Origin of the sequence: Kitasatospora sp. NPDC008050 (assembly GCF_042957465.1) — a bacterium.
Taxonomy (GTDB): domain Bacteria; phylum Actinomycetota; class Actinomycetes; order Streptomycetales; family Streptomycetaceae; genus Kitasatospora.
Map to the genome: position 1 here is coordinate 15148 of NZ_JBIBIJ010000017.1, position 22011 is coordinate 37158.

19 protein-coding genes are annotated in these 22011 nt (G+C 72.1%); 14 read left to right on the forward strand and 5 right to left on the reverse strand.

Going from position 1 to position 22011, the window contains the following annotated elements; genetic code table 11:
- Positions 1 to 20 precede the first annotated feature (20 nt).
- From ACFZB9_RS27635 to ACFZB9_RS27655, 5 genes are all read left to right on the forward strand, one after another.
- The gene (locus tag ACFZB9_RS27635; protein WP_391451547.1) at positions 21 to 1742 is read left to right on the forward strand and encodes a sensor histidine kinase; all 1722 of its coding nucleotides are present in this window, start codon (positions 21 to 23) and stop codon (positions 1740 to 1742) included.
- On the forward strand, positions 1739 to 2452 hold the full coding sequence (locus ACFZB9_RS27640) for a response regulator (protein ID WP_391451549.1): 714 nt from the start codon (positions 1739 to 1741) through the stop codon (positions 2450 to 2452). Before ACFZB9_RS27635 ends, ACFZB9_RS27640 begins: the two co-directional genes overlap by 4 nt.
- 189 nt (positions 2453 to 2641) lie before the next feature.
- Complete coding sequence (locus ACFZB9_RS27645; RefSeq protein ID WP_391451551.1) at positions 2642 to 3427, forward strand: ABC transporter ATP-binding protein; 786 nt, start codon at positions 2642 to 2644, stop codon at positions 3425 to 3427.
- Positions 3428 to 3487: 60 nt separating this feature from the next.
- A complete protein-coding gene (locus ACFZB9_RS27650) occupies positions 3488 to 6067 on the forward strand; it encodes an ABC transporter permease (protein WP_391451552.1) in 2580 nt (859 codons plus the stop codon).
- A 190-nt stretch (positions 6068 to 6257) separates the two neighbouring features.
- The gene (locus tag ACFZB9_RS27655; protein ID WP_391451554.1) at positions 6258 to 7787 is read left to right on the forward strand and encodes an FMN-binding glutamate synthase family protein; all 1530 of its coding nucleotides are present in this window, start codon (positions 6258 to 6260) and stop codon (positions 7785 to 7787) included.
- Between the two features lie 59 nt (positions 7788 to 7846).
- Here ACFZB9_RS27655 and ACFZB9_RS27660 read toward each other — a convergent pair whose 3' ends face one another.
- Genes ACFZB9_RS27660 through ACFZB9_RS27680 form a run of 5 tightly spaced genes read right to left on the reverse strand, consistent with a single transcriptional unit; the run spans position 7847 to position 11961 of the window.
- A complete protein-coding gene (locus tag ACFZB9_RS27660) occupies positions 7847 to 8422 on the reverse strand; it encodes a hypothetical protein (protein ID WP_391451556.1) in 576 nt (191 codons plus the stop codon).
- Positions 8419 to 9810, reverse strand: coding sequence for a hypothetical protein (locus ACFZB9_RS27665; RefSeq protein ID WP_391451558.1), 1392 nt, complete (start codon positions 9808 to 9810; stop codon positions 8419 to 8421). Before ACFZB9_RS27665 ends, ACFZB9_RS27660 begins: the two co-directional genes overlap by 4 nt.
- Complete coding sequence (locus tag ACFZB9_RS27670; RefSeq protein ID WP_391451560.1) at positions 9807 to 10616, reverse strand: ABC transporter ATP-binding protein; 810 nt, start codon at positions 10614 to 10616, stop codon at positions 9807 to 9809. The genes ACFZB9_RS27665 and ACFZB9_RS27670 overlap by 4 nt, the downstream gene beginning before the upstream one ends.
- 20 nt (positions 10617 to 10636) lie before the next feature.
- Positions 10637 to 11461, reverse strand: a complete 825-nt coding sequence (locus tag ACFZB9_RS27675) for a zf-HC2 domain-containing protein (RefSeq protein ID WP_391451562.1) — start codon at positions 11459 to 11461, stop codon at positions 10637 to 10639.
- A complete protein-coding gene (locus tag ACFZB9_RS27680; RefSeq protein WP_391451828.1) occupies positions 11458 to 11961 on the reverse strand; it encodes an RNA polymerase sigma factor in 504 nt (167 codons plus the stop codon). Before ACFZB9_RS27680 ends, ACFZB9_RS27675 begins: the two co-directional genes overlap by 4 nt.
- Before the next feature lie 211 nt (positions 11962 to 12172).
- Between ACFZB9_RS27680 and argC the strand changes: the two genes are divergently transcribed.
- The 9 genes from argC (at position 12173) to argH (ending at position 21687) form a co-directional block, all read left to right on the forward strand.
- On the forward strand, positions 12173 to 13201 hold the full coding sequence (gene argC, locus ACFZB9_RS27685) for an N-acetyl-gamma-glutamyl-phosphate reductase (protein ID WP_391451564.1): 1029 nt from the start codon (positions 12173 to 12175) through the stop codon (positions 13199 to 13201).
- Positions 13198 to 14370 (forward strand): bifunctional glutamate N-acetyltransferase/amino-acid acetyltransferase ArgJ, encoded by a 1173-nt coding sequence (gene argJ, locus ACFZB9_RS27690; RefSeq protein ID WP_391451566.1) that lies wholly within the window; start codon positions 13198 to 13200, stop codon positions 14368 to 14370. The genes argC and argJ overlap by 4 nt, the downstream gene beginning before the upstream one ends.
- Positions 14371 to 14480: 110 nt before the next feature.
- Positions 14481 to 15356: an acetylglutamate kinase gene (gene argB / locus ACFZB9_RS27695; RefSeq protein ID WP_391451829.1), complete on the forward strand. Its 876-nt coding sequence runs from the start codon at positions 14481 to 14483 to the stop codon at positions 15354 to 15356.
- Positions 15353 to 16648, forward strand: coding sequence for an acetylornithine transaminase (locus tag ACFZB9_RS27700; RefSeq protein ID WP_391451568.1), 1296 nt, complete (start codon positions 15353 to 15355; stop codon positions 16646 to 16648). Before argB ends, ACFZB9_RS27700 begins: the two co-directional genes overlap by 4 nt.
- A gap of 18 nt (positions 16649 to 16666) precedes the next feature.
- Positions 16667 to 17221, forward strand: a complete 555-nt coding sequence (locus ACFZB9_RS27705) for an arginine repressor (RefSeq protein ID WP_391451570.1) — start codon at positions 16667 to 16669, stop codon at positions 17219 to 17221.
- A 151-nt stretch (positions 17222 to 17372) separates the two neighbouring features.
- On the forward strand, positions 17373 to 17621 hold the full coding sequence (locus tag ACFZB9_RS27710) for a ferredoxin (protein WP_391451573.1): 249 nt from the start codon (positions 17373 to 17375) through the stop codon (positions 17619 to 17621).
- Positions 17618 to 18796 carry a cytochrome P450 gene (locus tag ACFZB9_RS27715; protein WP_391451575.1) on the forward strand — a complete coding sequence of 393 codons (1179 nt, stop codon included), beginning with the start codon at positions 17618 to 17620 and terminating at the stop codon, positions 18794 to 18796. Before ACFZB9_RS27710 ends, ACFZB9_RS27715 begins: the two co-directional genes overlap by 4 nt.
- Positions 18797 to 18912: 116 nt before the next feature.
- Positions 18913 to 20106 carry an argininosuccinate synthase gene (locus ACFZB9_RS27720; RefSeq protein WP_391451577.1) on the forward strand — a complete coding sequence of 398 codons (1194 nt, stop codon included), beginning with the start codon at positions 18913 to 18915 and terminating at the stop codon, positions 20104 to 20106.
- 156 nt (positions 20107 to 20262) lie between these two features.
- Positions 20263 to 21687: an argininosuccinate lyase gene (gene argH / locus ACFZB9_RS27725; RefSeq protein ID WP_391451578.1), complete on the forward strand. Its 1425-nt coding sequence runs from the start codon at positions 20263 to 20265 to the stop codon at positions 21685 to 21687.
- The last annotated feature ends 324 nt before the right edge of the window (positions 21688 to 22011 follow it).

The following is a 22011-nucleotide window of genomic DNA, read 5'->3' on the forward strand; positions in this document are numbered from 1 at the left end:
CCGCCCCCGACAATGGGCCGATGGCCCCCACCCCCACCTCCCGACATCCGTTCACGGCCCCCGGCAGACCGAGCCGGGGAGTGTGGCGCGCGCTCGCGGAAGTGACCGGCAGCGCGGTGCTGATGGTCCTCACCCAGCAGATCCTGCGGGGCCCGGGCCCCTCCGACGCGACCAGGCTCCACCTCGGCCTCCTCGCCCTTCCGCTGATCGCCGTGCGCCGCCGATTCCCCACGATGAGCCTGCTGGGCATCTCCGTCGTGCTGGGCCTGCTGCCCGCCGCCGGACTGCCGGCCGCCATGACCGCGTACACCACGGTCAAGCACCTGACGGCCCCTCGGCGCCGGAGCGCCGTGCTGCTCGCCTCGGCCGTGCTGGCGACGCTGACCTGCGCGGCCTTCGCCCCGGGCATCGGGTTCAGCAGCCACTCGTTCGGGCTCGCGGTCGGCGCCGCCCTCGCCGCCACCACGCTGCTGGTGCCGGGACTTCTCGGCAGCACGGGCGGGCAGGAGGACCGGCTGCTGCGGGCGCTGCGGGAACGGGCCGCCGCCGCGGAGGCGGCCCGTCGGCTGGCGGAGAGCGAGTCGCGGATCCACGAACGGTCCCGGATCGCCGCCGAGATGCACGACCTGATCGGCCACCGGCTCAGCGTGATCTCGCTGCACACCGGCGGTCTGGAGATGGCGCTGCAGAAGGAGTCGCCCGAACTGCGCGACGAGGCGGCCCTGGTGCGCCGGGCCGTCGCGGAGGCGATGCGGGAGCTGCGCGAAGTGCTCGGTGTCCTGGGCCCGTTGGGGCGGGACACCGGGACCGACGCGCTGACCGACACGACGGGCACCCGGTCCGATGTCGAGGCGCTGGCCGAGGAGTCGCGCTCCGGTGGCATACCCGTCGAGCTCACCTGGGAGGGGCCCGACCTGCACGACCGCGCGGCCCAGGTGCGGCGTGCGGTGCACCGGGTGGTGCGCGAGTCGCTGACCAACGTGCACCGGTACGCCCCCGGGGCCCGGGTCACCGTGGCGGTCACCCACACCGACGACCGGGTGGCGGTGCTCGTACGCAACGGGCCCCCGCCCGTGGCCCCGCCGGCGGAGACCGGTCTGGGTTCGGGGCGCGGCCACATCGGGCTGCGGGAACGGGTGGCGCTGCTCGGCGGCACCCTGGAGGTGGGCCCGACGCCCGCCGGTGGCTTCGCGGTGACGGCACGGATCCCGGCGCAGCCGGCTCCGGGGGCGAGCCTGGCCGCCACCGGCGCTCCGCTGCCTGAAACACCGCCCGAATCGCCGTCCGGGCCGCGCGTCGACCACCCGCCCGCCGGGGTCCAACGCCGTGTCGTGAATGCTCTCAGCGGGCTCCTCGGCCTCATCGGCGTGGGGGTGCTGATGATGTGCGGCCTCTTTCTGGTCAGCCAGACGTTCCCGCAACCCGACTCCACCGGTCGCGACTCCGCCGGTCACGGACCGCCCCGGATCGGGATGTCCCGCACGGCGGTGGAGCAGATCGTGTACGACAGCTCACTGGCGCGTGCGGCGGCGACGGGATGGGAGCCGGCCCACCCGCCGTCCGCGACGAGCTGCATGTACTCGACGGCCTCGTTCGACAACTCCGCGCCGCCGGAGGGCGCCGAGGAGCTCCCCGGCCACCTCGGCATCACCCGGTACTGCTTCCGTGGCGATACGTTGGCCACGATCGACCGCTTCACCGTGCCCATGGTGTCGCGCACACCACCGTGGGGGACCCCGTGACCGACCTTCCCGCTTCCGACCACCGCCCGATCCGGGTCCTGCTCGCCGACGACGAGGAGCTGATCCGCCACGGCGTGCGGCTGATCCTGCGTCATGCCGACGGCATCGAGGTGGTCGGCGAGGCGGCGAACGGGGAGGAGGCCGTGCGGGTCGCAGGCGAGACCCGTCCCGACGTCGCCCTGATCGACATCCGGATGCCCGTGCTCGACGGGCTCGCCACGATCGAGCGGCTGCTGGCCCTGCACCCCCGGCCGCAGGTCGTCATGCTCACCACCTTCGGGGACGAGCGGAACGTGACGCGTGCGCTGCGGTCCGGCGCCACCGGCTTCCTCCTCAAGGACGAGGGCCCGCAGGAGCTGATCAGCGCGGTACGGGCCGCCGCCGCGGGCGACGCCGTCCTGTCGCCCAAGGTCACCCGCACCGTCATCGGGCACATGCTCGACGGAGATGCCGGCAAACCGGCACCCGAGGGGGCGTCGGCACCGGCCCCCGGGTGCGACCCCGGACAGCGACTGGCAGCGCTCACCGGCCGCGAACGCGACGTCCTCGCCCTGCTCGGCCAGGGCCTGGCCAACGCGGAGATCGGCCGTCAACTGGGCATCGGCGTGGGCACGGTGAAGACCCACGTCAGCGCCGTCCTGGTGAAGACGGGCACGGACAGCCGGGTCCAGGCGGCGGTCCTCGCCTACCGCACGGGCCTGCTGTCCTGAGCGGCGGCCCCGCGCACCGGCTCTGCCGAAGGACAGAGCCGGCCGTCCACCCCGCGGAGTACGCGCGCCCTGGGCCCCGACCTTCGGCAGACGCCTCAGTCACGCCCTGAGGCTGACGGTTCGACAGCACGGCGGATCGAGGATGAGAGGAAGTCACCGAACCTCCTCCTCGTCACTTTCGGAGCTGACATGTCGATCCAGGCAGCCGTCCCCGTGCCCGCCCACTCCGCCACGGGTTCCGTCGCCGCCCGGGCCACCGGACTGTGCAAGGTCTACGGCCAGGGCGACACCCGGGTCCTCGCCCTGGACTCGGTCTCGTTGGAGTTCGGGCGTGGCCGGTTCACCGCGATCATGGGCCCGTCCGGCTCCGGCAAGTCGACGCTGATGCACTGCATGGCGGGTCTCGACTCGGTCTCCACCGGCTCCGCACAGATCGGCGACACCGAGCTGTCCAGCCTGAACGACCGACAGCTCACCCGGCTGCGCCGGGACAGCGTCGGCTTCGTCTTCCAGGCGTTCAACCTGCTCCCCACGCTGACGGCGCTGGAGAACATCACGCTGCCGATGGCCATCGCGGGCCGCAAGCCGGACCAGCGGTGGCTGGACACGGTTGTGGCGACCGTGGGCCTGTCCGGACGACTGGGCCACCGCCCCGCCCAGCTGTCCGGCGGCCAGCAGCAGCGGGTCGCCGTGGCACGCGCCCTCGCGTCCCGGCCGGAGATCATCTTCGCGGACGAGCCGACCGGCAACCTGGACTCCCGCTCCGGCTCCGAGATCCTGGGCTTCCTGCGGGAATCCGTACGGGAGTGGGGCCAGACCGTCGTGATGGTCACCCACGACCCGGCGGCCGCCGCCTACGCCGACCGCGTGGTCTTCCTCGCCGACGGCCGACTCACCGACGAGCTGCTCGCACCGACCGCCGAGGGCGTGCTGGACCGGATGCGGCAGTTCGACGCCAAGGCCCGCACGAGCTGACCCGACCGCCCGCTCCTCGCACGGACCTTCGCCACGCACCCCAGAACCAGGACCACCGCCATGCTGCGTACAGCCCTGCGCAACGTCTTCGCGCACAAAGCCCGACTGGTCATGACCGCCCTCGCGATCGCGCTCGGCGTCGCCTTCGTCTGCGGCACGCTCGTCTTCGGCGACACCGTCGCCCAGGCCCTTCGCGGCGCCTCGGCCAAGAGCTTCAAGGACGTCGCCGTCTCCGTACAGGCCGAATCCCGGCAGAACACCGACGACGCGGCCAACGACGCCCGGACCACGGCGCTCACCGGTGATCTCGTCGACAAGGTCCGTGCCGTGCCCGGCGTCACGTCCGTGCACGCCATCGTCGACGGCGCCGCCACCCTGGCGGCCAAGGACGGCCGACCGCTGAACGCCGACAGCAGCTGGCAGAACCTGGCGATCAACTACGCACCGGACACACCGAACACGGACCGGGACAGCCGTTTCCCGCTCATCGCCGGACGCGCCCCCACCGCGGGTGACGAGATGGCGCTGGACCGGCGTACCGCGGAGAAGGCCGGCTACACCATCGGTGACCTGGTCCGCTTCGCCGTCCAGGGCCCCACCCTCAGCAAGAGGCTGGTCGGCATCGTCACCACCGACGACCCGCGCGTGACCGCGGGCGGCAGCCTCGCACTCTTCGACACCGGCACCGCACAGCAACTCTTCCTGCAGCCGGGCCGGTTCGACGAGCTGGCCGTCGGCTCCGCACCCGGCACCGACAACCAGGAGCTCACCAGCAAGGTCCGCGCGCTGCTGCCCGCCGAGGGCATCACGGTCACCAGCGGAGCCCAACTCGCCGACGAGCAGGCGCAGCTGATCGCCGAGAGCACCAAGGGCCTCACCCGGATGCTCCTGGCCTTCGCCGGGATCGCACTGTTCGTCGGCGTCTTCGTCATCGCCAACACCTTCACCATGCTGATCGCCCAGCGAAGCCGTGAGACCGCGCTGCTGCGCGCCGTAGGGGCCTCGCGCCGCCAGGTGGTCCGCGCGGTCCTCACCGAGGCCGGGCTGCTCGGACTCGGCGCCTCCGCGGCCGGGATCGCGCTCGGCATCGGTATCGCGACCGCCATGAGGCCGATCCTCAACGCGGGCGGTGCGGACCTGCCGGACGGCCCCCTGGTCATCGCCACGGACGCGCTCGTCCGGTCCCTCCTGGTCGGCGTCGGCGTCACCGTGCTCGCCGCCTGGCTGCCGGCCCGCAAGGCCGCGAAGACCGCGCCGGTCGAGGCGCTGACCACCGTCGACCTGACGCCGCCCAGGCGCAGCCTGGTGCTCCGCAACAGCCTCGGCGCGCTGTTCACCGGCGCCGGTGTCCTCATCATGCTGTACGTCTCCATGCGGAGGAACGGAGCCGACAGCAACCTCCAAGCCGCCGCACTCGGCTCCGTGCTCGTGCTGATCGGCATGATCGTGAGCGCACCGCTGCTCTCCCGGCCGCTGATCCGGCTCGCGGGCGCGGTCACCACCCGGCTCTTCGGCGTCAGCGGCAAGCTCGCCAAGGAGAACGCGCTGCGCAACCCGCGCCGCACCGCCGCCACCGCCTCCGCCCTGATGATCGGGCTCACCCTGATCACGGGTCTGAGCGTGACCGGCAGCTCCATGGACGCCGCTCTCAGGGCGGCGGCAGTGGCGGGCCTGACCGCGGACTACAAGGTGTCCGTCAGCGGCTCCGCCACCATCGACCCCGCGCTCGCCGCGAAGGTCGCCGAAGTCCCGGGCGTCGCGGAGTCGGTGCCCGTCGCCTCCGCGGCCCTGGTGGCGCGGGGCCGGGGCGCCACGCTCACCGGCGCGGACCCGCGGCTGCTCGCCAAGGTCTGCGACCTGCGGTTCAGCAGTGGCTCGCTCGCCGACCTCGGCCCCGGCAAGGTCCTGCTCTCCGACCGGCTGGCCAAGGACACCGGCCTGTCGAAGGGCGACACCTTCCAGGGCAGGGTGGGCGCCGGCAGCAACAGCACGAGGGAACTGACCGTTGTGGGTGTCTACCGGCAGACCCGCGCCTTCGGCGGCGCCATCGGCACCATGGACGACGTCCTGCCGGAGGCGTTCGTCGCGGGAAAGCTCGACAGCATTCTGGTCAGGGCCGCATCCGAGCGGAGCACCAGCGGCCTCGACCAGGACATCCGCAAGGCCCTCGGCAACAGTCCGCTCCTGCGGGTGCAGAACCAGGACCAGTTGACGAAGGAGCAGTCCGGCGGGAGCGACGTCATGCTCAACATGATGTACGGCCTGCTCGGCATGACCGTCGTCATCGCGGTGTTCGGTGTCATCAACACCCTGGCCATGTCGGTCGTCGAGCGGACCCGGGAGATCGGGCTGCTGCGCGCGATCGGCCTCGACCACAAGGGCGTCAAGCAGATGGTGCGCCTGGAGTCGGTGGTGATCTCGCTCTTCGGCGCGGTCCTGGGCATCGGCACCGGGATCTTCCTGGCCTGGACGTGCGGCAGCCTCAGCACATCCACGCTTCCGCAGTACGAGATCGTGCTGCCGTGGGCTCGGCTCGGCCTGTTCCTGCTGCTCGGCCTGGCGATCGGGGTGCTGGCGGCGCTCTGGCCGGCCCGGCGGGCGGCCCGCCTGAACATGCTGCGGGCGATCAACGCGCAGTGACGCGGGGCGGACCGGCGCCCACCACAGGACCCCCCTGACCACGTGCCGGTCCGCGAGGCCTCCTACTATCGTCTCGCATTCTTCGACGGACGCTGATGCCTGCCTGGTCGTGTGCCCGCCGTCCAACGCCCGACACGACACAACGACTCCACCGCACAGTGGTGGAGTCGTGCATCCAGGAGGAACGTTCATGCACGCCCGGAAGATCGGCGCGGCCGCCGCAACAGCGGTGGCGCTTCTGGCTGCCCGCGACCTCATCCAGAAGAGGCACGCACTGCTGCGGAACTTCCCGGTGGTCGGGCACGCCCGGTACCTGTTGGAGACGATCGGGCCGGAGCTGCGGCAGTACATCGTGACCTCCAACGAGGAGGAGCGCCCGTTCAGTCGTGACCAGCGCAGCTGGATCTATGCGTCGGCGAAGGAGGAGAACAACTACTTCGGGTTCGGCACCGAGGTCGACGTCGAGCACGTGCAGGGGCACGCCTACCTGAAGCAGCGCACCTTCGCCGCCGGCGCCCTGCCCGACGCACACGACCCGCAGTCCCCGCTGCCCTCGGCCAAGGTGCTGGGCGGACCGCGCGGGCGCGCCAAGGCGTTCCGACCGGCGAGCGTGGTGAACATCTCGGCGATGAGCTTCGGTTCGCTCTCCGGCGCGGCCATCACGGCGCTCAACAAGGGGGCGGCGCTGGCGGGCACGATGCACAACACGGGTGAGGGCGGCCTGTCGCCGTACCACCGCAACGGCGGCGACCTCGTCCTTCAGATCGGTACGTCGTACTTCGGCTGCCGCAACGAGGACGGCACCTTCAACCTCGACAAGCTCAAGGACGTGGTCGCCGGCGCCCCGGTCAAGGCGATAGAGATCAAGCTCTCCCAGGGCGCCAAGCCGGGGCTGGGCGGGATGCTGCCGGGCGCGAAGGTGACCGAGGAGATCGCCGCGATCCGCGGCATCCCGGTCGGCCAGGACTGTGCCTCCCCGTCGCGGCACACCGCGTTCAGCGACGTCGACTCGATGCTCGACTTCGTCGAGCTGCTCGCCGCCGAGACCGGTCTGCCGGTCGGGATCAAGAGCGCGGTCGGCGAGATGGGCTTCTGGCAGGAGCTGGCCACGCTGATGGCGCGTGGCGACCGTGGTGTCGACTTCGTGACCATCGACGGCGGCGAGGGCGGCACCGGGGCGGCGCCGCGGATGTTCGCCGACTCGGTGTCGCTACCGTTCCGGATGGGCTTCTCCCGGGTCTACGGCACCTTCGCCGAGCTGGGGTTGACCGACGAGCTGACCTTCATCGCCTCCGGCAAGCTCGGCCTGCCCGAGAACGCCGCGGTCGCCTTCGCCCTGGGCGCCGACATGATCAACGTGGCCCGTGAGGCGATGCTGTCCATCGGCTGCATCCAGTCGCAGAAGTGCCACACCGACAAGTGCCCCACCGGCATTGCCACCCAGAACCCGTGGCTGGCCCGGGGTCTCGACCCGACCTCGAAGGCCACCCGGGCCGCCGTCTACCTGCGCACCCTGCGCAAGGAGCTGATCAAGGTCTCCTCGGCCCTGGGCGTCGCCCACCCGGCACTCATCACGGCCAACGACATCGAGGTCATGAACGGCGACTACGAGGCCCGCACCCTGGCCGGGGTCTACGGCTACAAGGAGGGCTGGGGCGAGCTCGGCCCGCACCTCGCCGACGAGATCACGGCACTGCTCGCCACCAGGCCGGCCGTCTGACCAGCTGACAGCGACACGCCCCGTGCTCCCCCTCTCGGTCGGGGCACGGGGCGTGTCCGCTACCGCCTCGGTCCTGCCGCGGCGTACAGCACGGTTCCGCTCACCAGCAGCACCCACGCGGTCGCGGTGGACGCCGCTGTACCGGGGAGGACGATCATCCACTTGGCCACCTCTCCCACCATGCCGGGCGGTGCCGGGCTGAGGAGGGTGTACGTGAGCCAGACGGTCGGCAGGGCCCAGGCGAACGGTGCCCCGCACAGCACCGCCCCGAGTGCGGCCAGGCCGGCCAGGCCCGCGCTGTCGCGGACCACGAGCGCGGCCGGGGCGAGCTCCGGCCCCGCCGCGTGGACTGCCAGCAGCCCCGCCCCGGCGGCCGTGGCGATCAGCAGCACGTGCGCCGCGCGGCGGGGTACCCAGCGGATCGCGGCTGTCCGCTCCAGCTCTTCGTCCTGACCCCCGAGCCCGGCGGAAGCTGCCATCACGTTCGCGGTGAGAACCAGGACCGCGATCCCCAGGTTCGTCGAGCCGTCGCCGTGCCCCTGGTCGAGGGCCCACACCGCCAGCGCGACGAGCGTGACCGCGGCGGCCGAGACGGGCACCTGCCGTGAACGCGCGTACAGCATCAGCCACCTCATGAGGATGCCTCCCCCGTCAGCGCCGGGAGCTCGTTCTGGCAGGAGAGCGCGGCGGCATGCGCCTGGGCGATCCGCGAGCGCTGCTCGGCCGCCGGCAGGGCCGTCAGCTTCTGCCAGGCGGCGTCGGCGTTCGCCCACGTACGCTGCGAGTACTGGTCGGTGTCCGGCTTCTGCAGCGGTACGAGCTGGTGATCGCCGAGGGCCCAGCTCGCGGCGATGCTCTGGACGGGGATGTCGAGCACCCCGTCGCCCTCCCACACCGTGCGCGGATGGCAGTTCGGGGCCAGGCCCTGGGCGACCAGTGCGCGGGTGAGGTCCTCGCCCGTCGCACGGGAGATCAGCGGGTCCTCGAAGTTGATCAGCACCGCGTCGCCGGAGAGTTGGCGTTCGTCACTGAGTCCGCGCAGCGCGGTCTCCTCCCGTACCGAGGTCGGTGCCTGGTCGCCCAGGGCGTCGTGCAGCACGCGCAGCGCGTCCTTGCCGCGCGGCGCGAGTTCGGACAGGTGCGAGCGGTTCGCCTGGGTCACGCATACCGGGCCGTCGCAGACCAGGGTGGCGGCGGCCTTGTCGACGACGTAGCTGTCGCGCGGTTCGGCGGGCAGGATCAGCAGGGCCAGGGCCACGCCGGCCAGGACGGGGGCCACCGCGAGCAGCCGGGCCCGGCGGGTGGCGGCCGCCAGCAGTGCGAAGCCGGTGGCGAGCAGGCCGAGCAGCCAGAGCGTCTGGCCCAGGTCCACCGAGCCGGACAGGGTCAGCAGCATCTCGCGCGGCTGCACGAGCCCCGGTGACAGCAGGGCGAGCCGGTTCGGTGCGATGCCCGAGGGCAGTTGCCCGTCCATGGTCTGCCGCAGGAACATGACCGCCGCCAGGAAGAGCACCACCAGGGCCGGCGGGGTGAGCACGGAGGGCAGGGTCCGTGCGACGCCCATGCCGAACACGGCTCCTGCGACCAGGGCCAGTGCCGCCACCAGCGAGATCGGCAGCCAGCCGAGGGACAGGTAGGTGGTGGGGCCGAGGGCCACCTGGACTCCGCCCACCACCACGAGCAGGCCGAAGCCCGATGCGAGCGTGATCGCCGTCGCGCCGGCCGGCAGCGCCGCACGGCGCCAGGCGGGCAGTGGTGCGGTCGTCAGCAGTTCGGTCATCCGCGAGCGGGAGTCGCGCAGCCCGTACACCGCCCCCAGACCCACTGCCAGCGGCCACCAGTAGGGCAGCCAGTACCGGGTCCACATGGCCATGGTGGTCCACTGGGCCGTCCACCCCGCGGTGCCCTGCCACCAGATCCCGTTGACCAGGAAGAAGATCGCCAGGCTGGCGCCGAGGACGACCAGGCCGGGCCACGGGGCGATGGAGCGCTTCAGCTCGATGCGCAGGAGACGCCCGTTCACCAGGTGCCTCCCTGCTGCTCGGAGCCCTGGAGCAGTGCCGAGTAGCCGCGCTCCAGGGGGCTGTCGCCCGGCAGGTCGGGGCTGCCGGCCGCGGCCAGGTCCTGTGGTGTGCCCTGGAAGACGAGGCGGCCCTCGGCGAAGAGCACCACATCCGAGCAGGCGGCCGCCACGTCCTCGACCAGGTGGGTGGAGACGACCACGCAGGCCTCGCGGCCCAACTCCTGCAGCAGCTCGCGAAAGCGCAGTCGCTGCGCGGGGTCCAGGCCGGCGGTCGGTTCGTCGAGCAGCAGCAGGGTGGGGTCGTTGACGATGGCCTGGGCGATGCCGGCGCGGCGCACCATGCCTCCGGACAGGGTCTTCATCCGGTGGTCGGCGCGGTCGGCCAGGCCCACCCGTTCCACGGCGCGTTGGACGGCCGCGGGGATGTCCGCTTTGGGGACCTCCTTGAGCCAGGCCATGTACTCGACGAACTCGCGTACCGTGAAGCGCTTGTAGTAGCCGAACTCCTGGGGCAGGTAGCCGATCCGGCGGCGCAGGGCGCGCAGGTCGCCCATTCCGTTCACCGGCCTGCCGCACAGCTCCAGTTCGCCCTCGGCGGGGCGCAGCACGGTGGCCAGGGACCGGATCAGGGTGGTCTTGCCTGCTCCGTTGGGTCCCAGGAGGCCGTGGGTGCCGGTGCCCAGGGCGAGATCGAGTCCGTCGACGGCCATCTTCTTGCGTCCGGCCCGAACTTTCAGGCCGGTGGCCCGGATCTCCCAGGCGTAGGTCTTCGGCGCGGTGTCGGCCGCGCTCGTCGTGGGTTGCATGCGGTGGTGCCTTTCGAGGGTCAACGATGGTTGCGCAGCGCTGAGTAGGTGTTTCTGCGGGCGATCACGGTGCCGGTGCCGATGGCGAGGAGCAGGGCCCACAGCGGGAGTTGGTGCGGTTGCAGGGCAAGGGGGACGCGGCCGGTGCCCCAGGCGGGTGCCGCGACGACGGCGGCCCAGACGGCCACCAGTGCGGCGGCGGCGCGGGTCACGCCGATGAAGCTGCCCAGGGCCAGGGCGGTGGAGGTGAAGGCCAGTGAGGGCAGCAGCCACTGCGCGGCCGTCATGGCTCCGGTCAGCCAGCCCTCCACCAGGAGCAGCGGCAGGGCCACGGCCAGGACGGCTGTGGTGCGCCGCAGCAGCAGGGGCAGACCGGCGCGGGCGGTTGCGGCCGTCAGTTCGTACGCCGGGTCCAGGGCGCGCGACCACGATGCCGCGACCGCGCACAGCGGCAGCACCGGCGCGATCAGCAACTCGGGCGAAGCGGCTCCGAAGAGCGCCGCGCCGCCCGCGTCCAGCAGCAGCGCGATCAGGACGACCGCGACGATCATGGCCAGCCACGGGGCCATCGCCGGTGTCACCCAGGCCGACACCCACCGCGGCCGGTATCGCCGCGAGGGCATCGGGACGGCGGCGTCCAGCTGCGGTCCCAGACTCGCCCGCACGGTGTCGACGAGCGCGGCGATGCCGGGCGCCTCGGTGACCACACTGTCCGCCAGCCGGCTGCGGCACAGCGCGCAGGTTTCCAGATGGGCCTCCAGCGCCCACACCGTGTCCGGGGCCATCCCCGCATCACCACGGGCGTAGTCGTCGATCAACCGCAACGACGCGTGTTCCTCGCTCATGTCAGTGCCTCCCGCATCGCGATCCGGGCCCGGCGGGCGCGGGTCTTGACGGTTCCTTCGGGCAGTCGCAGCAGGACGGCGGTCTCCCGGACGGACAGCCCGTCGAGCACCATCGCCTGCAGTACCTGGCGCAGTTCCGGCGCCAGCTGCCGCAGGGCATCGCCCACGTCACCCCCGACGGTCCCCGCCAACACCTCGTCCTCCGCCGCGGGCACCACCGCCCGCTCGGCAGCGGCCACCGGCGGCTCGGCGTGATGGGCACGACGCCGGAACGCATCGACGAGGCGGCGCGCCGCGATCGTCCACACCCACCCGACGCCCGTCCCACCGATGGCGCTCCCGGCGAACGCACCGGCCGCGCGCCACACCGCCAGATAGGTCTCCTGCATGACCTCGGCGACGATCTGCTCATCCGCGCAGCGCCGGCGCAACCGCACCGCCAGCCATGGCGAGGTGCGCCGGTACAACTCGTCGAACGCCGCGCGGTCACCTCTGGCCACCAGCCGGAGGAGGTGTTCCTCGTCCAGCTCATCCAGTGCTCTCCTGCGTGATCTCACACCAGCCAGACGGCCGGTACGGCGCGCAGGTTCTGCATCTGCCGTGATCTGCGTCACAGGGTGTCGGGTGCGGAGGTCTGCGATCCCCTCGAAGCTCCTTGCATGAATGTTCCGCAGTGCGTATATTCATGCCTAGTCCTGAGGAGGAGTGGTCATGACGTTGCGAGTCGCCGTTGCCGGAGCCAGCGGGTATGCGGGCGGCGAGGTGCTGCGTCTGCTGCTCTCGCATCCGGAGGTGGAGATCGGGGCGCTGACCGGTGGGTCCAACGCCGGTACGCCGCTCGGGGAGTTGCAGCCGCATCTGCTGCCGCTGGCCGAGCGGGTGCTGGAGCCGACCACGCCCGAGGCGCTCGCCGGTCACGACGTCGTCTTCCTCGGGCTGCCGCACGGGCAGTCCGCGGCGGTGGCGCAGGCGCTCGGCGAGGACGTGCTGGTGATCGACTGCGGGGCGGACTTCCGGCTCAAGGCGGCGGCGGACTGGGAGCGGTTCTACGGCTCCGCGCACGCCGGGACCTGGCCCTACGGGCTGCCCGAGCTGCCGGGGCACCGGGCCGCACTGAAGGGCACGAAGCGGATCGCCGTGCCCGGCTGCTACCCGACGGCCGTCTCGCTCGCGCTCTTCCCCGCCTACGCGGCCCAGCTGGCCGAGCCGGAGGCCGTGATCGTGGCGGCCAGCGGCACCTCGGGCGCCGGCAAGGCGGTCAAGACGCACCTGCTGGGCAGCGAGGTGATGGGCTCGGTGAGCCCGTACGGGGTCGGCGGGGTGCACCGGCACACGCCGGAGATGTCGCAGAACCTCAGCGCGGTGGCGGGGGAGCCGGTGAACATCTCCTTCACCCCGACCCTGGTGCCGATGTCCCGCGGCATCCTGGCCACCTGCACGGCCAAGGCCAGGCCCGGCGTCACCAGCGGTGACGTGCGCGCCGCCTATGCCACCGCCTACGCCGACGAGCCGTTCGTGCGCCTGCTGCCCGAGCTGCAGTGGCCGCAGACCAAGTCGGTGTACGGCGCCAACTCCGCCCTCGTCCAGGTCACGCTGGACGAGCACGCCGGGCGGATCATCGCGATCAGCGCGATCGACAACCTGGTCAAGGGCACCGCCGGCGGCGCGGTGCAGAGCATGAACATCGCGCTCGGCCTGCCCGAGACGCTCGGCCTTCCTGTGAACGGAGTCGCACCGTGACCACCCATCAGAACAGCGTCGGCGTCACCGCCGCCAAGGGCTTCCGGGCGGCCGGGGTGACGGCCGGCCTCAAGGCCTCCGGTTCTCCGGACCTGGCCCTGGTGGTCAACGAGGGCCCGTCCTTCGCCGCGGCGGGGGTCTTCACCGGCAACCGGGTCAAGGCCGCGCCGGTGCTCTGGTCCCAGCAGGTGCTGAAGGGCGGCCGGTTGGCCGCCGTGGTGCTCAACTCCGGTGGCGCCAACGCCTGCACCGGGCCCCAGGGGTTCCAGGACACGCACGCCACCGCCGAGCGGGTCGGCGCCGACCTGGGTGTCGGTGCCGGCGAGGTGGCGGTCTGCTCGACCGGACTGATCGGCGAGCGCCTCCCGATGGACCTGCTGCTGCCCGGCGTCACGCTCGCCGTCAAGGAGTTGGCGGCGGACGGCGGCGAGGCGGCGGCCATCGCCATCAAGACCACCGACACCGTGCACAAGACCGCGCAGGTGACCAACGGCGGCTGGACGGTCGGCGGGATGGCCAAGGGCGCGGGCATGCTCGCCCCGGGCCTGGCCACCATGCTGGTCGTGCTCACCACCGACGCCGCCCTCACCGCCGGGCAGTTGGACGCCGCGCTGCGCGGCGCCACCCGCACCACCTTCGACCGGGTGGACTCCGACGGTTGCATGTCGACCAACGACACGGTGCTGCTGCTCGCTTCCGGCGCCTGCCACATCACCCCGGACGAGGCGGAGTTCGCGGCGGCGGTCCAGCAGGTCTGCGCCGACCTGGCGCGGCAGCTGATCGGTGACGCCGAGGGCGCCAGCAAGGACATCCGGATCGACGTGACCGGCGCGGCCACCGAGGACGAGGCCGTCACGGTCGCCCGCACCATCGCCCGCAACAACCTGCTCAAGTGCGCCCTGCACGGCGAGGACCCCAACTGGGGCCGGGTGCTGGCCGCGATCGGCACCACCTCGGCCGCCTTCGACCCCGACCAGCTGGACGTGGCGATCAACGGGATCTGGGTCTGCCGCGGCGGCGCCGTCGGTGAGGACCGCGCACTGGTCGACATGACGGACCGTCAGGTGGTCATCACCGCCGACCTGCACGCGGGCCAGGCCCAGGCCACGGTGTGGACCAACGACCTCACCGCCGACTACGTGCACGAGAACAGCGCCTACTCCACCTGATCCTCGCACCGCCTCACCCATCGGCGACTGACACCTCATCCGGGACTGACACCGTGCAGATCGCACCCAAGGGCGAACAGGCCCGCAACAACACCGCGTTGCCGAAGGCGATGACCCTCATCGAGGCGCTGCCCTGGCTGGAGCGGTTCCACGGCAAGACCGTGGTGATCAAGTTCGGCGGCAACGCCATGGTCGACGAGTCGCTCAAGGCGGCCTTCGCCCAGGACGTGGTCTTCCTGCGCTACGCCGGTCTGCACCCGGTCGTCGTCCACGGCGGCGGCCCGCAGATCAGCGCGCAGCTGGAGAAGCTGGGGCTGGAGTCCTCGTTCACCAACGGCCTGCGGGTCACCACGCCCGAGACCATGGACGTGGTCCGGATGGTGCTGGCCGGACAGGTCCAGCGCGAGCTGGTCGGGCTGCTCAACGAGCACGGGCCGTTCGCGGTCGGCATGACCGGCGAGGACGCGCACACCATGACCGCCGTCAAGCGGTACGCGGTGGTGGACGGCGAGCAGGTGGACATCGGCCTGGTCGGCGACATCGTCAACATCGAGGCCGGCGCGGTGAAGGCGCTGATCGCCGACGGCCGGATCCCGGTGATCTCCAGCATCGCGCGCGGCACCGACAGCCACGTCTACAACATCAACGCGGACACCGCCGCCTCGGCCCTCGCGGCCGCGCTGGGCGCCGAGATGCTCGTGGTGCTCACCGACGTCGAGGGGCTCTACGCGGACTGGCCGAACTCCGACGACGTGATCAGCCAGCTGACCGCGACCGAGCTGGAGGCCATACTGCCCACGCTGAGCAGCGGCATGGTGCCCAAGATGGAGGGCTGCCTGCGCGCGGTGCGCTCCGGTGTGGGCACCGCCCGCGTGCTGGACGGGCGGGTCCAGCACAGCCTGCTGCTGGAGATCTTCACCGACGAGGGGATCGGCACCATGGTGGTGCCGGACGACGAGAGCACGGTACTGGGGGGACTGGCATGAGCGGCACTCAGGACAGCCATGGGGCAAGCGGCAACGACGAGTTGACGAAGCGCTACCAGGACGCCTTCGCCAACAACTACGGCACCCCGCGCCTCCCGCTGGTCCGCGGCGAGGGCGCGCTGTTCTGGGACGCCGACGGCAACGAGTACCTGGACCTGCTCGGCGGCATCGCGGTCAACGCCCTCGGCACCGCGCACCCGGCGGTGGTCGCCGCGGTGACCGCGCAGATCGGGCGGCTCGGCCACGTCTCCAACCTCTTCACCGCCGAGCCCACCATCGCGCTGGCCGAGCGGCTGCTCGCGCTGGACGACCGCCCGGGCCGGGTCTTCTTCTGCAACTCCGGCGCCGAGGCCAACGAGGCCGCCTTCAAGATCAGCCGGCTGACCGGGCGCACCCACCTGGTGGCCCTGGAGGGCGCCTTCCACGGCCGCACCATGGGCTCCCTGGCGCTCACCGGCCAGCCCGCCAAGCAGGAGCCGTTCCGGCCGCTGCCGGGGGACGTGACGCACGTCCCGTTCGGCGACATCGAGGCGCTGCGCGCGGCCGTCAGCACCGCGACCGCGGCCGTGGTGCTGGAGCCGATCCAGGGCGAGAACGGCGCGATCCCGCTGCCGCCCGGCTATCTGCGGGCGGCCCGCGAGATCACCCGGGCGACCGGCACCCTGCTGATCCTGGACGAGGTGCAGACCGGCATCGGCCGCACCGGCCACTGGTTCGCCCACCAGGCCGAGCAGGGCGTCGAGCCGGACGTCATCACCCTGGCGAAGGGCCTGGGCGGCGGCCTGCCGATCGGCGCGGCGATCGCCTACGGCGCGGCGGGGGACCTGCTCCAGCCGGGGCAGCACGGCACCACCTTCGGTGGAAACCCGGTGGTCGCCGCCGGTGCGCTCGCGGTGCTCGACACCATCGAGAGCCAGGGCCTGCTGGCCCACGTGCGCACGGTCGGTGACCGGCTGCGCCGCGGCATCGAGGCGCTCGGCGACCCGTTGATCTCGCACGTGCGGGGCGCCGGCCTGCTGCTCGGCATCGTGCTCACCGAGCCGGTGGCGGCCAGGGTCCAGGCGGCGGCCCAGCGGGCCGGCTTCCTGGTGAACGCGGCCGTGGCGGACGCGGTGCGACTGGTGCCGCCACTGATCCTCACCGAGGCGCAGGCCGACGCCTTCCTGGCCGCGCTCCCCGCGCTCCTGGACAGCGTCCGGGCCGAGCCGGGCGCGGTGGCCGAGCCGGGCACAGCGCCGGAGCCGGGCGCGGCGGCCCGGCCGGGCGACCCGGCCGCGCAGGCCCGCGGGTAGTCCGGGAGAATCATCAACATGAGCGTGCCCCCATCCGACCAGACCCCCGCCGGCCCGACGTCGCAGGTCCCGCAGACCCGCACCGCGCGCCACCGGCGGATTGTGGACCTGCTGACCCGTCAACCAGTCCGCTCGCAGAGCCAGTTGGCCAAGTTGCTGGCCGACGACGGGTTGGTGGTCACCCAGGCCACGCTCTCCCGGGACCTGGACGAGCTGGGCGCGGTCAAGATCCGCAACCGGGACGGCGCGCTGATCTACGCCGTCCCGGCCGAGGGCGGCGACCCCACGCCGCGCGCGCCGATGGGGGAGTCGGCCAGTGAGGGGCGGATGGCCCGGCTGGCCGGTGAGCTGATGGTCTCGGCCACCGCCTCCGGCAACCTGGTGGTGCTGCGCACCCCGCCGGGGGCCGCGCAGTTCCTCGCCTCGGCGATCGACACGGCCGGGGTGCACGAGATCATCGGCACCATCGCGGGCGATGACACGGTGCTGCTGATCAGCCGTGACCCGGCCGGCGGCCAGGCGCTCGCGGACCACCTGATGCAGCTGGCCCAGGCCCGCGCGGACCGGTCCTAGGACCTATCACGGCGTAGGGGCGGAAACCGGCCATTCTCGGGCCGCCTCCGCGCCGCCCTCGCATGGACACCACAACAGCGGGCTAAGTTGAGCCCAAGGAATGCCGGTTGCCGCACGCGACCGGCCCCTTCGCGCCCAACGAGGTTCCGCCATGCACGTGACTGTCGATCAGGATCGCTGCTGCAGCTCAGGCCAGTGTGTGCTGACCGTCCCCGAGGTCTTCGACCAGAGCGAGGAGGACGGGCTGGTGCGGCTGCTCCAGGACCGTCCGCCCCTCGCCCTGCTGCCCCGGCTCCGCACCGCCGCCGCCCTCTGCCCGGGCGGCGCCATCACCGTGACCGCCGACCCGCCCCCGGCCACCGCCCCGGCGCGGGCCACCCCCGCGCAGGCCGGCGCATGAGTATCGTCGACGACATCGCCTTCCCGGCCCCGCGCCAGTCGGGCTGCCCCTTCGACCCGCCGCCCGCCTACCGCCGCCGCGCCACCCGGCTGACCCTGTGGGACGGGAACCCCTGCTGGCTGCTGACCGACTACCAGGACGTCCGCACCGTGCTGAGCGACCGCCGGTTCAGCGCCGACGCACGCAACCCGGGCTTCCCGATCCTCGTCCGCGGCCAGCAGGAGCTGCGCAACGAGACCCCGAGCTTCCTGCGCCTGGACGATCCGGAGCACGCCCGGCTGCGCCGGATGCTGACCACCGAGTTCCTGATCAAGCGGGTGGAGGCGATGCGCCCCGGGATCCAGCGCATCGTGGACGAGGCGCTGGACGCCATGGTCGCGCATGGCCCGCCGGCCGACCTGGTCGCCGAATTCGCGCTGCCCATCCCCTCGTTGGTGATCTGCGAGCTGCTCGGTGTGCCCTACGGGGACCACGCGTTCTTCCAGCGTCAGAGCTCTCGGATGCTGGACACCACCGCGCCCGCCGAGACCACCCGCAGCGCCTTCGAGGCGCTGACCGAGTACCTCACCGAGCTGGCGAGCGGCCGGCAGGGGCGGGCGGACGGCATCCTCGCCAAGCTGGCCGCGCGCAGCGACCTGACGCTCCCGGAGGTCGCGGTCACCGGCCTGCTCCTGCTGGTCGCGGGCCATGAGACCACCGCCAACATGACCTCGCTCTCCACCCTGGCACTGCTGCGGCATCCGACGCAGGCCGAGCGGCTGCGCGAGCAGCCGGAGCTGATCAACGGCGCGGTCGAGGAGCTGCTGCGCTACCTCACCATCATCGGCTCCGGACTGCCCCGGGTGGCCCTGGCCGACGTCGAGCTGCCCGGTGGCACCCTGGTGCGGGCCGGCGAGGGTGTGCTGGGCATGCTCTCCACCGCCAACCGGGACGAGGAGCTCTTCCCCGGCGGCGCGGAGCTGGACGTCACCCGGGACGCCCGCCGCCACCTCGCCTTCGGCTTCGGTGTGCACCAGTGCCTGGGGCAGCCGCTGGCCCGGGCCGAGCTGCAGATCGCGCTCTCGACGCTGCTGCGCCGACTGCCCACGCTGCGGCTGGCCGTGCCGTTCGACGAGGTCCGGTTCCGCAACGAGACGGTCATCTACGGCCTGCGCGAACTCCCGATCGCCTGGTAGCCGGGCAGGCGCCCCCGGCCGTTGCTCCACCCGTCACGTTCAGGGCTTTGAGTTTCATGCAGAGTGGTGCATACTTATGCTCATCACCGCATGAGACACCGAAGAAGGAGAAAGCCGTGACCGAGCGCGTCGTACTCGCCTACTCGGGCGGTCTGGACACGTCCGTCTGCATCGGATGGATCGCCGAGGAGACCGGCGCCGAGGTCATCGCCGTCGCCGTCGACGTCGGCCAGGGCGGCGAGGACCTCGACGTGATCCGCCGGCGCGCCCTGGACTGCGGCGCGGTCGAGGCCGAGGTGGCCGACGCCCGCGACGAGTTCGCCAACGAGTACTGCCTGCCGGCCATCAAGGCGAACGCGCTCTACCAGGGCCAGTACCCGCTGGTCTCGGCGCTCTCCCGCCCGGTGATCGTCAAGCACCTGGCCGCCGCCGCCCAGAAGCACGGCGCCACCACCGTCGCGCACGGCTGCACCGGCAAGGGCAACGACCAGGTCCGCTTCGAGGTCGGGATCAACTCCCTTGCCCCGGGCCTGAAGTGCATCGCCCCGGTGCGTGACTACGCGATGACCCGGGACAAGGCGATCGCCTTCGCCGAGGCCAAGGGCCTGCCGATCGCCACCACCAAGAAGTCCCCGTACTCGATCGACCAGAACGTCTTCGGGCGGGCCGTCGAGACCGGCTTCCTGGAGGACATCTGGAACGCCCCGATCGAGGACGTCTACGAGTACACCCAGAACCCGGCCACCCCCCGTGAGGCCGACGAGGTCGTCATCACCTTCGAGGCCGGTGTCCCGGTGGCCATCGACGGCCGCAAGGTGACCGTCCTGCAGGCGATCGAGGAGCTCAACAAGCGGGCCGGCGCCCAGGGCATCGGCCGGCTCGACATGGTCGAGGACCGGCTGGTCGGCATCAAGTCCCGGGAGATCTACGAGGCCCCCGGCGCGATCGCGCTGATCACCGCCCACCAGGCGCTGGAGAACGTCACCGTCGAGCGCGAACTGGCCCGCTACAAGCGGCAGGTCGAGCAGCGCTGGGCCGAGCTGGTCTACGACGGCCTGTGGTTCTCCCCGCTCAAGCGCGCGCTGGACGGCTTCGTCAACGAGGCCAACGAGTCGGTCTCCGGCGAGATCCGGATGGTGCTGCACGGCGGGCGCGCCGTGGTCAACGGCCGCAAGTCGGACCAGTCGCTGTACGACTTCAACCTCGCCACCTACGACACCGGCGACACCTTCGACCAGTCGATGTCCAAGGGCTTCATCGAGATCTTCGGGATGTCCTCGAAGATCGCCGCCCGCCGCGACCTGGCCTGAGCCGCACCGCCTGAGCCGCACCGGCTGAACGCCCCCTTCGCACCACTCTCCCCGCGAGCCCCGACCGCCCCCCTCGGTCGGGGCTCGCACTCCACCGCCCCACCCCCGCCGACCGCACACCCGACCGCAACCCGACCGCACGCAAGGAGCGCCCCGATGTCGTCCGAAAAGCCCGCTGACGTCCGCCTCTGGGGCGCCCGCTTCGCCGACGGCCCCTCCGAGGCGCTGGCCAGGCTCTCCGCCTCGGTCCACTTCGACTGGCGGCTCGCGCCGTACGACATCGCCGGCTCCAAGGCGCACGCCCGGGTGCTGCACGCCGCCGGGCTGCTGACGGCCGAGGAGCTGTCCGCCATGCTCGCGGGCCTGGACCAGCTGCTGGCCGACGTCGAGTCCGGTGCCCTCACCGGCACCATCGCCGACGAGGACGTGCACACCGCGCTCGAACGCGGGCTGCTGGAGCGGCTCGGCCCGGACCTGGGCGGCAAGCTGCGGGCCGGGCGGTCCCGCAACGACCAGATCGCCACCCTGTTCCGGATGTACCTGCGGGACCACGCCCGGATCATCGGCGGCCTGGTCCTGGACCTCCAGGAGGCGCTGGTGGGCCTGGCCGAGGTGCACCCGGACACCGCGATGCCCGGCCGCACCCACCTGCAGCACGCCCAGCCGGTGCTCTTCGCCCACCACGTCCTCGCGCACGTGCAGGCCCTCGGCCGGGACGCCGAGCGGCTGCGCCAGTGGGACACCCGCACCGCCGTCTCGCCCTACGGCTCCGGCGCCCTGGCCGGCTCCTCGCTGGGTCTCGACCCGCAGGCGGTCGCCGCCGAACTCGGCTTCGAGCGCGGCTCGGTCGGCAACTCGATCGACGGCACGGCCTCGCGCGACTTCGTCGCCGAGTTCGCCTTCGTCACCGCGATGATCGGGATCAACCTCTCCCGGATCGCCGAGGAGGTGATCATCTGGAACACCAAGGAGTTCGGCTTCATCACCCTGCACGACGCCTTCTCCACCGGTTCCTCGATCATGCCGCAGAAGAAGAACCCGGACATCGCCGAGCTCGCCCGCGGCAAGTCCGGCCGGCTGATCGGTAACCTGACCGGCCTGCTGGCCACCCTCAAGGCACTGCCGCTGGCCTACAACCGGGACCTGCAGGAGGACAAGGAGCCGGTCTTCGACTCCTGCGACACCCTTGAGGTCCTGCTGCCGGCCTTCACCGGCATGATGGCCACCCTCACGGTCCACCGCGAGCGGCTGGAGGAGCTGGCCCCGGCCGGCTTCTCACTGGCCACCGACATCGCCGAGTGGCTGGTCAAGCGCGGCGTGCCGTTCCGGGTGGCGCACGAGGTGGCCGGCGGCTGCGTCAAGGTCTGCGAGGCGCAGGGCATCGAGCTCTGGGATCTGACGGACGGGCAGTTCGCCGAGATCTCCGAGCACCTGACGCCGGAGGTCCGGGAGGTGCTGAGCGTGCACGGCGCGATCGGCGCCCGGGACGGGCGCGGCGGCACCGCGCCCGGCGCGGTGGCCGTCCAGCTGGCGGAGGTCAAGGCGGACCTGGCCATCCAGCGCGAGTGGAGCGGTCACTGACCGGCTGCCGGACACGGCCCGAGGTGCCGGTTCGCCGATCCGTCGTCGGCTACCGGCACCGGCCGCTCATCGGCCCGCCACTCATCCGGCACTCATCCGGCCGCTCAGCCGTCCGTGGGCGACACACCGGGACGTTCGAGTGATTTCCGCCACCAGAGACTGCCGGCTGGTTGAGAACAGCTGAAGGCTGGGTAGAGCGCTGGCGAACGTATCGCCGATTTCGGCTGATACGGTCATGCGCTGTTCCCGGCCAGGGCCGATCCTCGGCCGGGCGACCTCCGGCAGGCCATCCGGTGCGAAACCCTCACCATGCGCGCCGGGCAT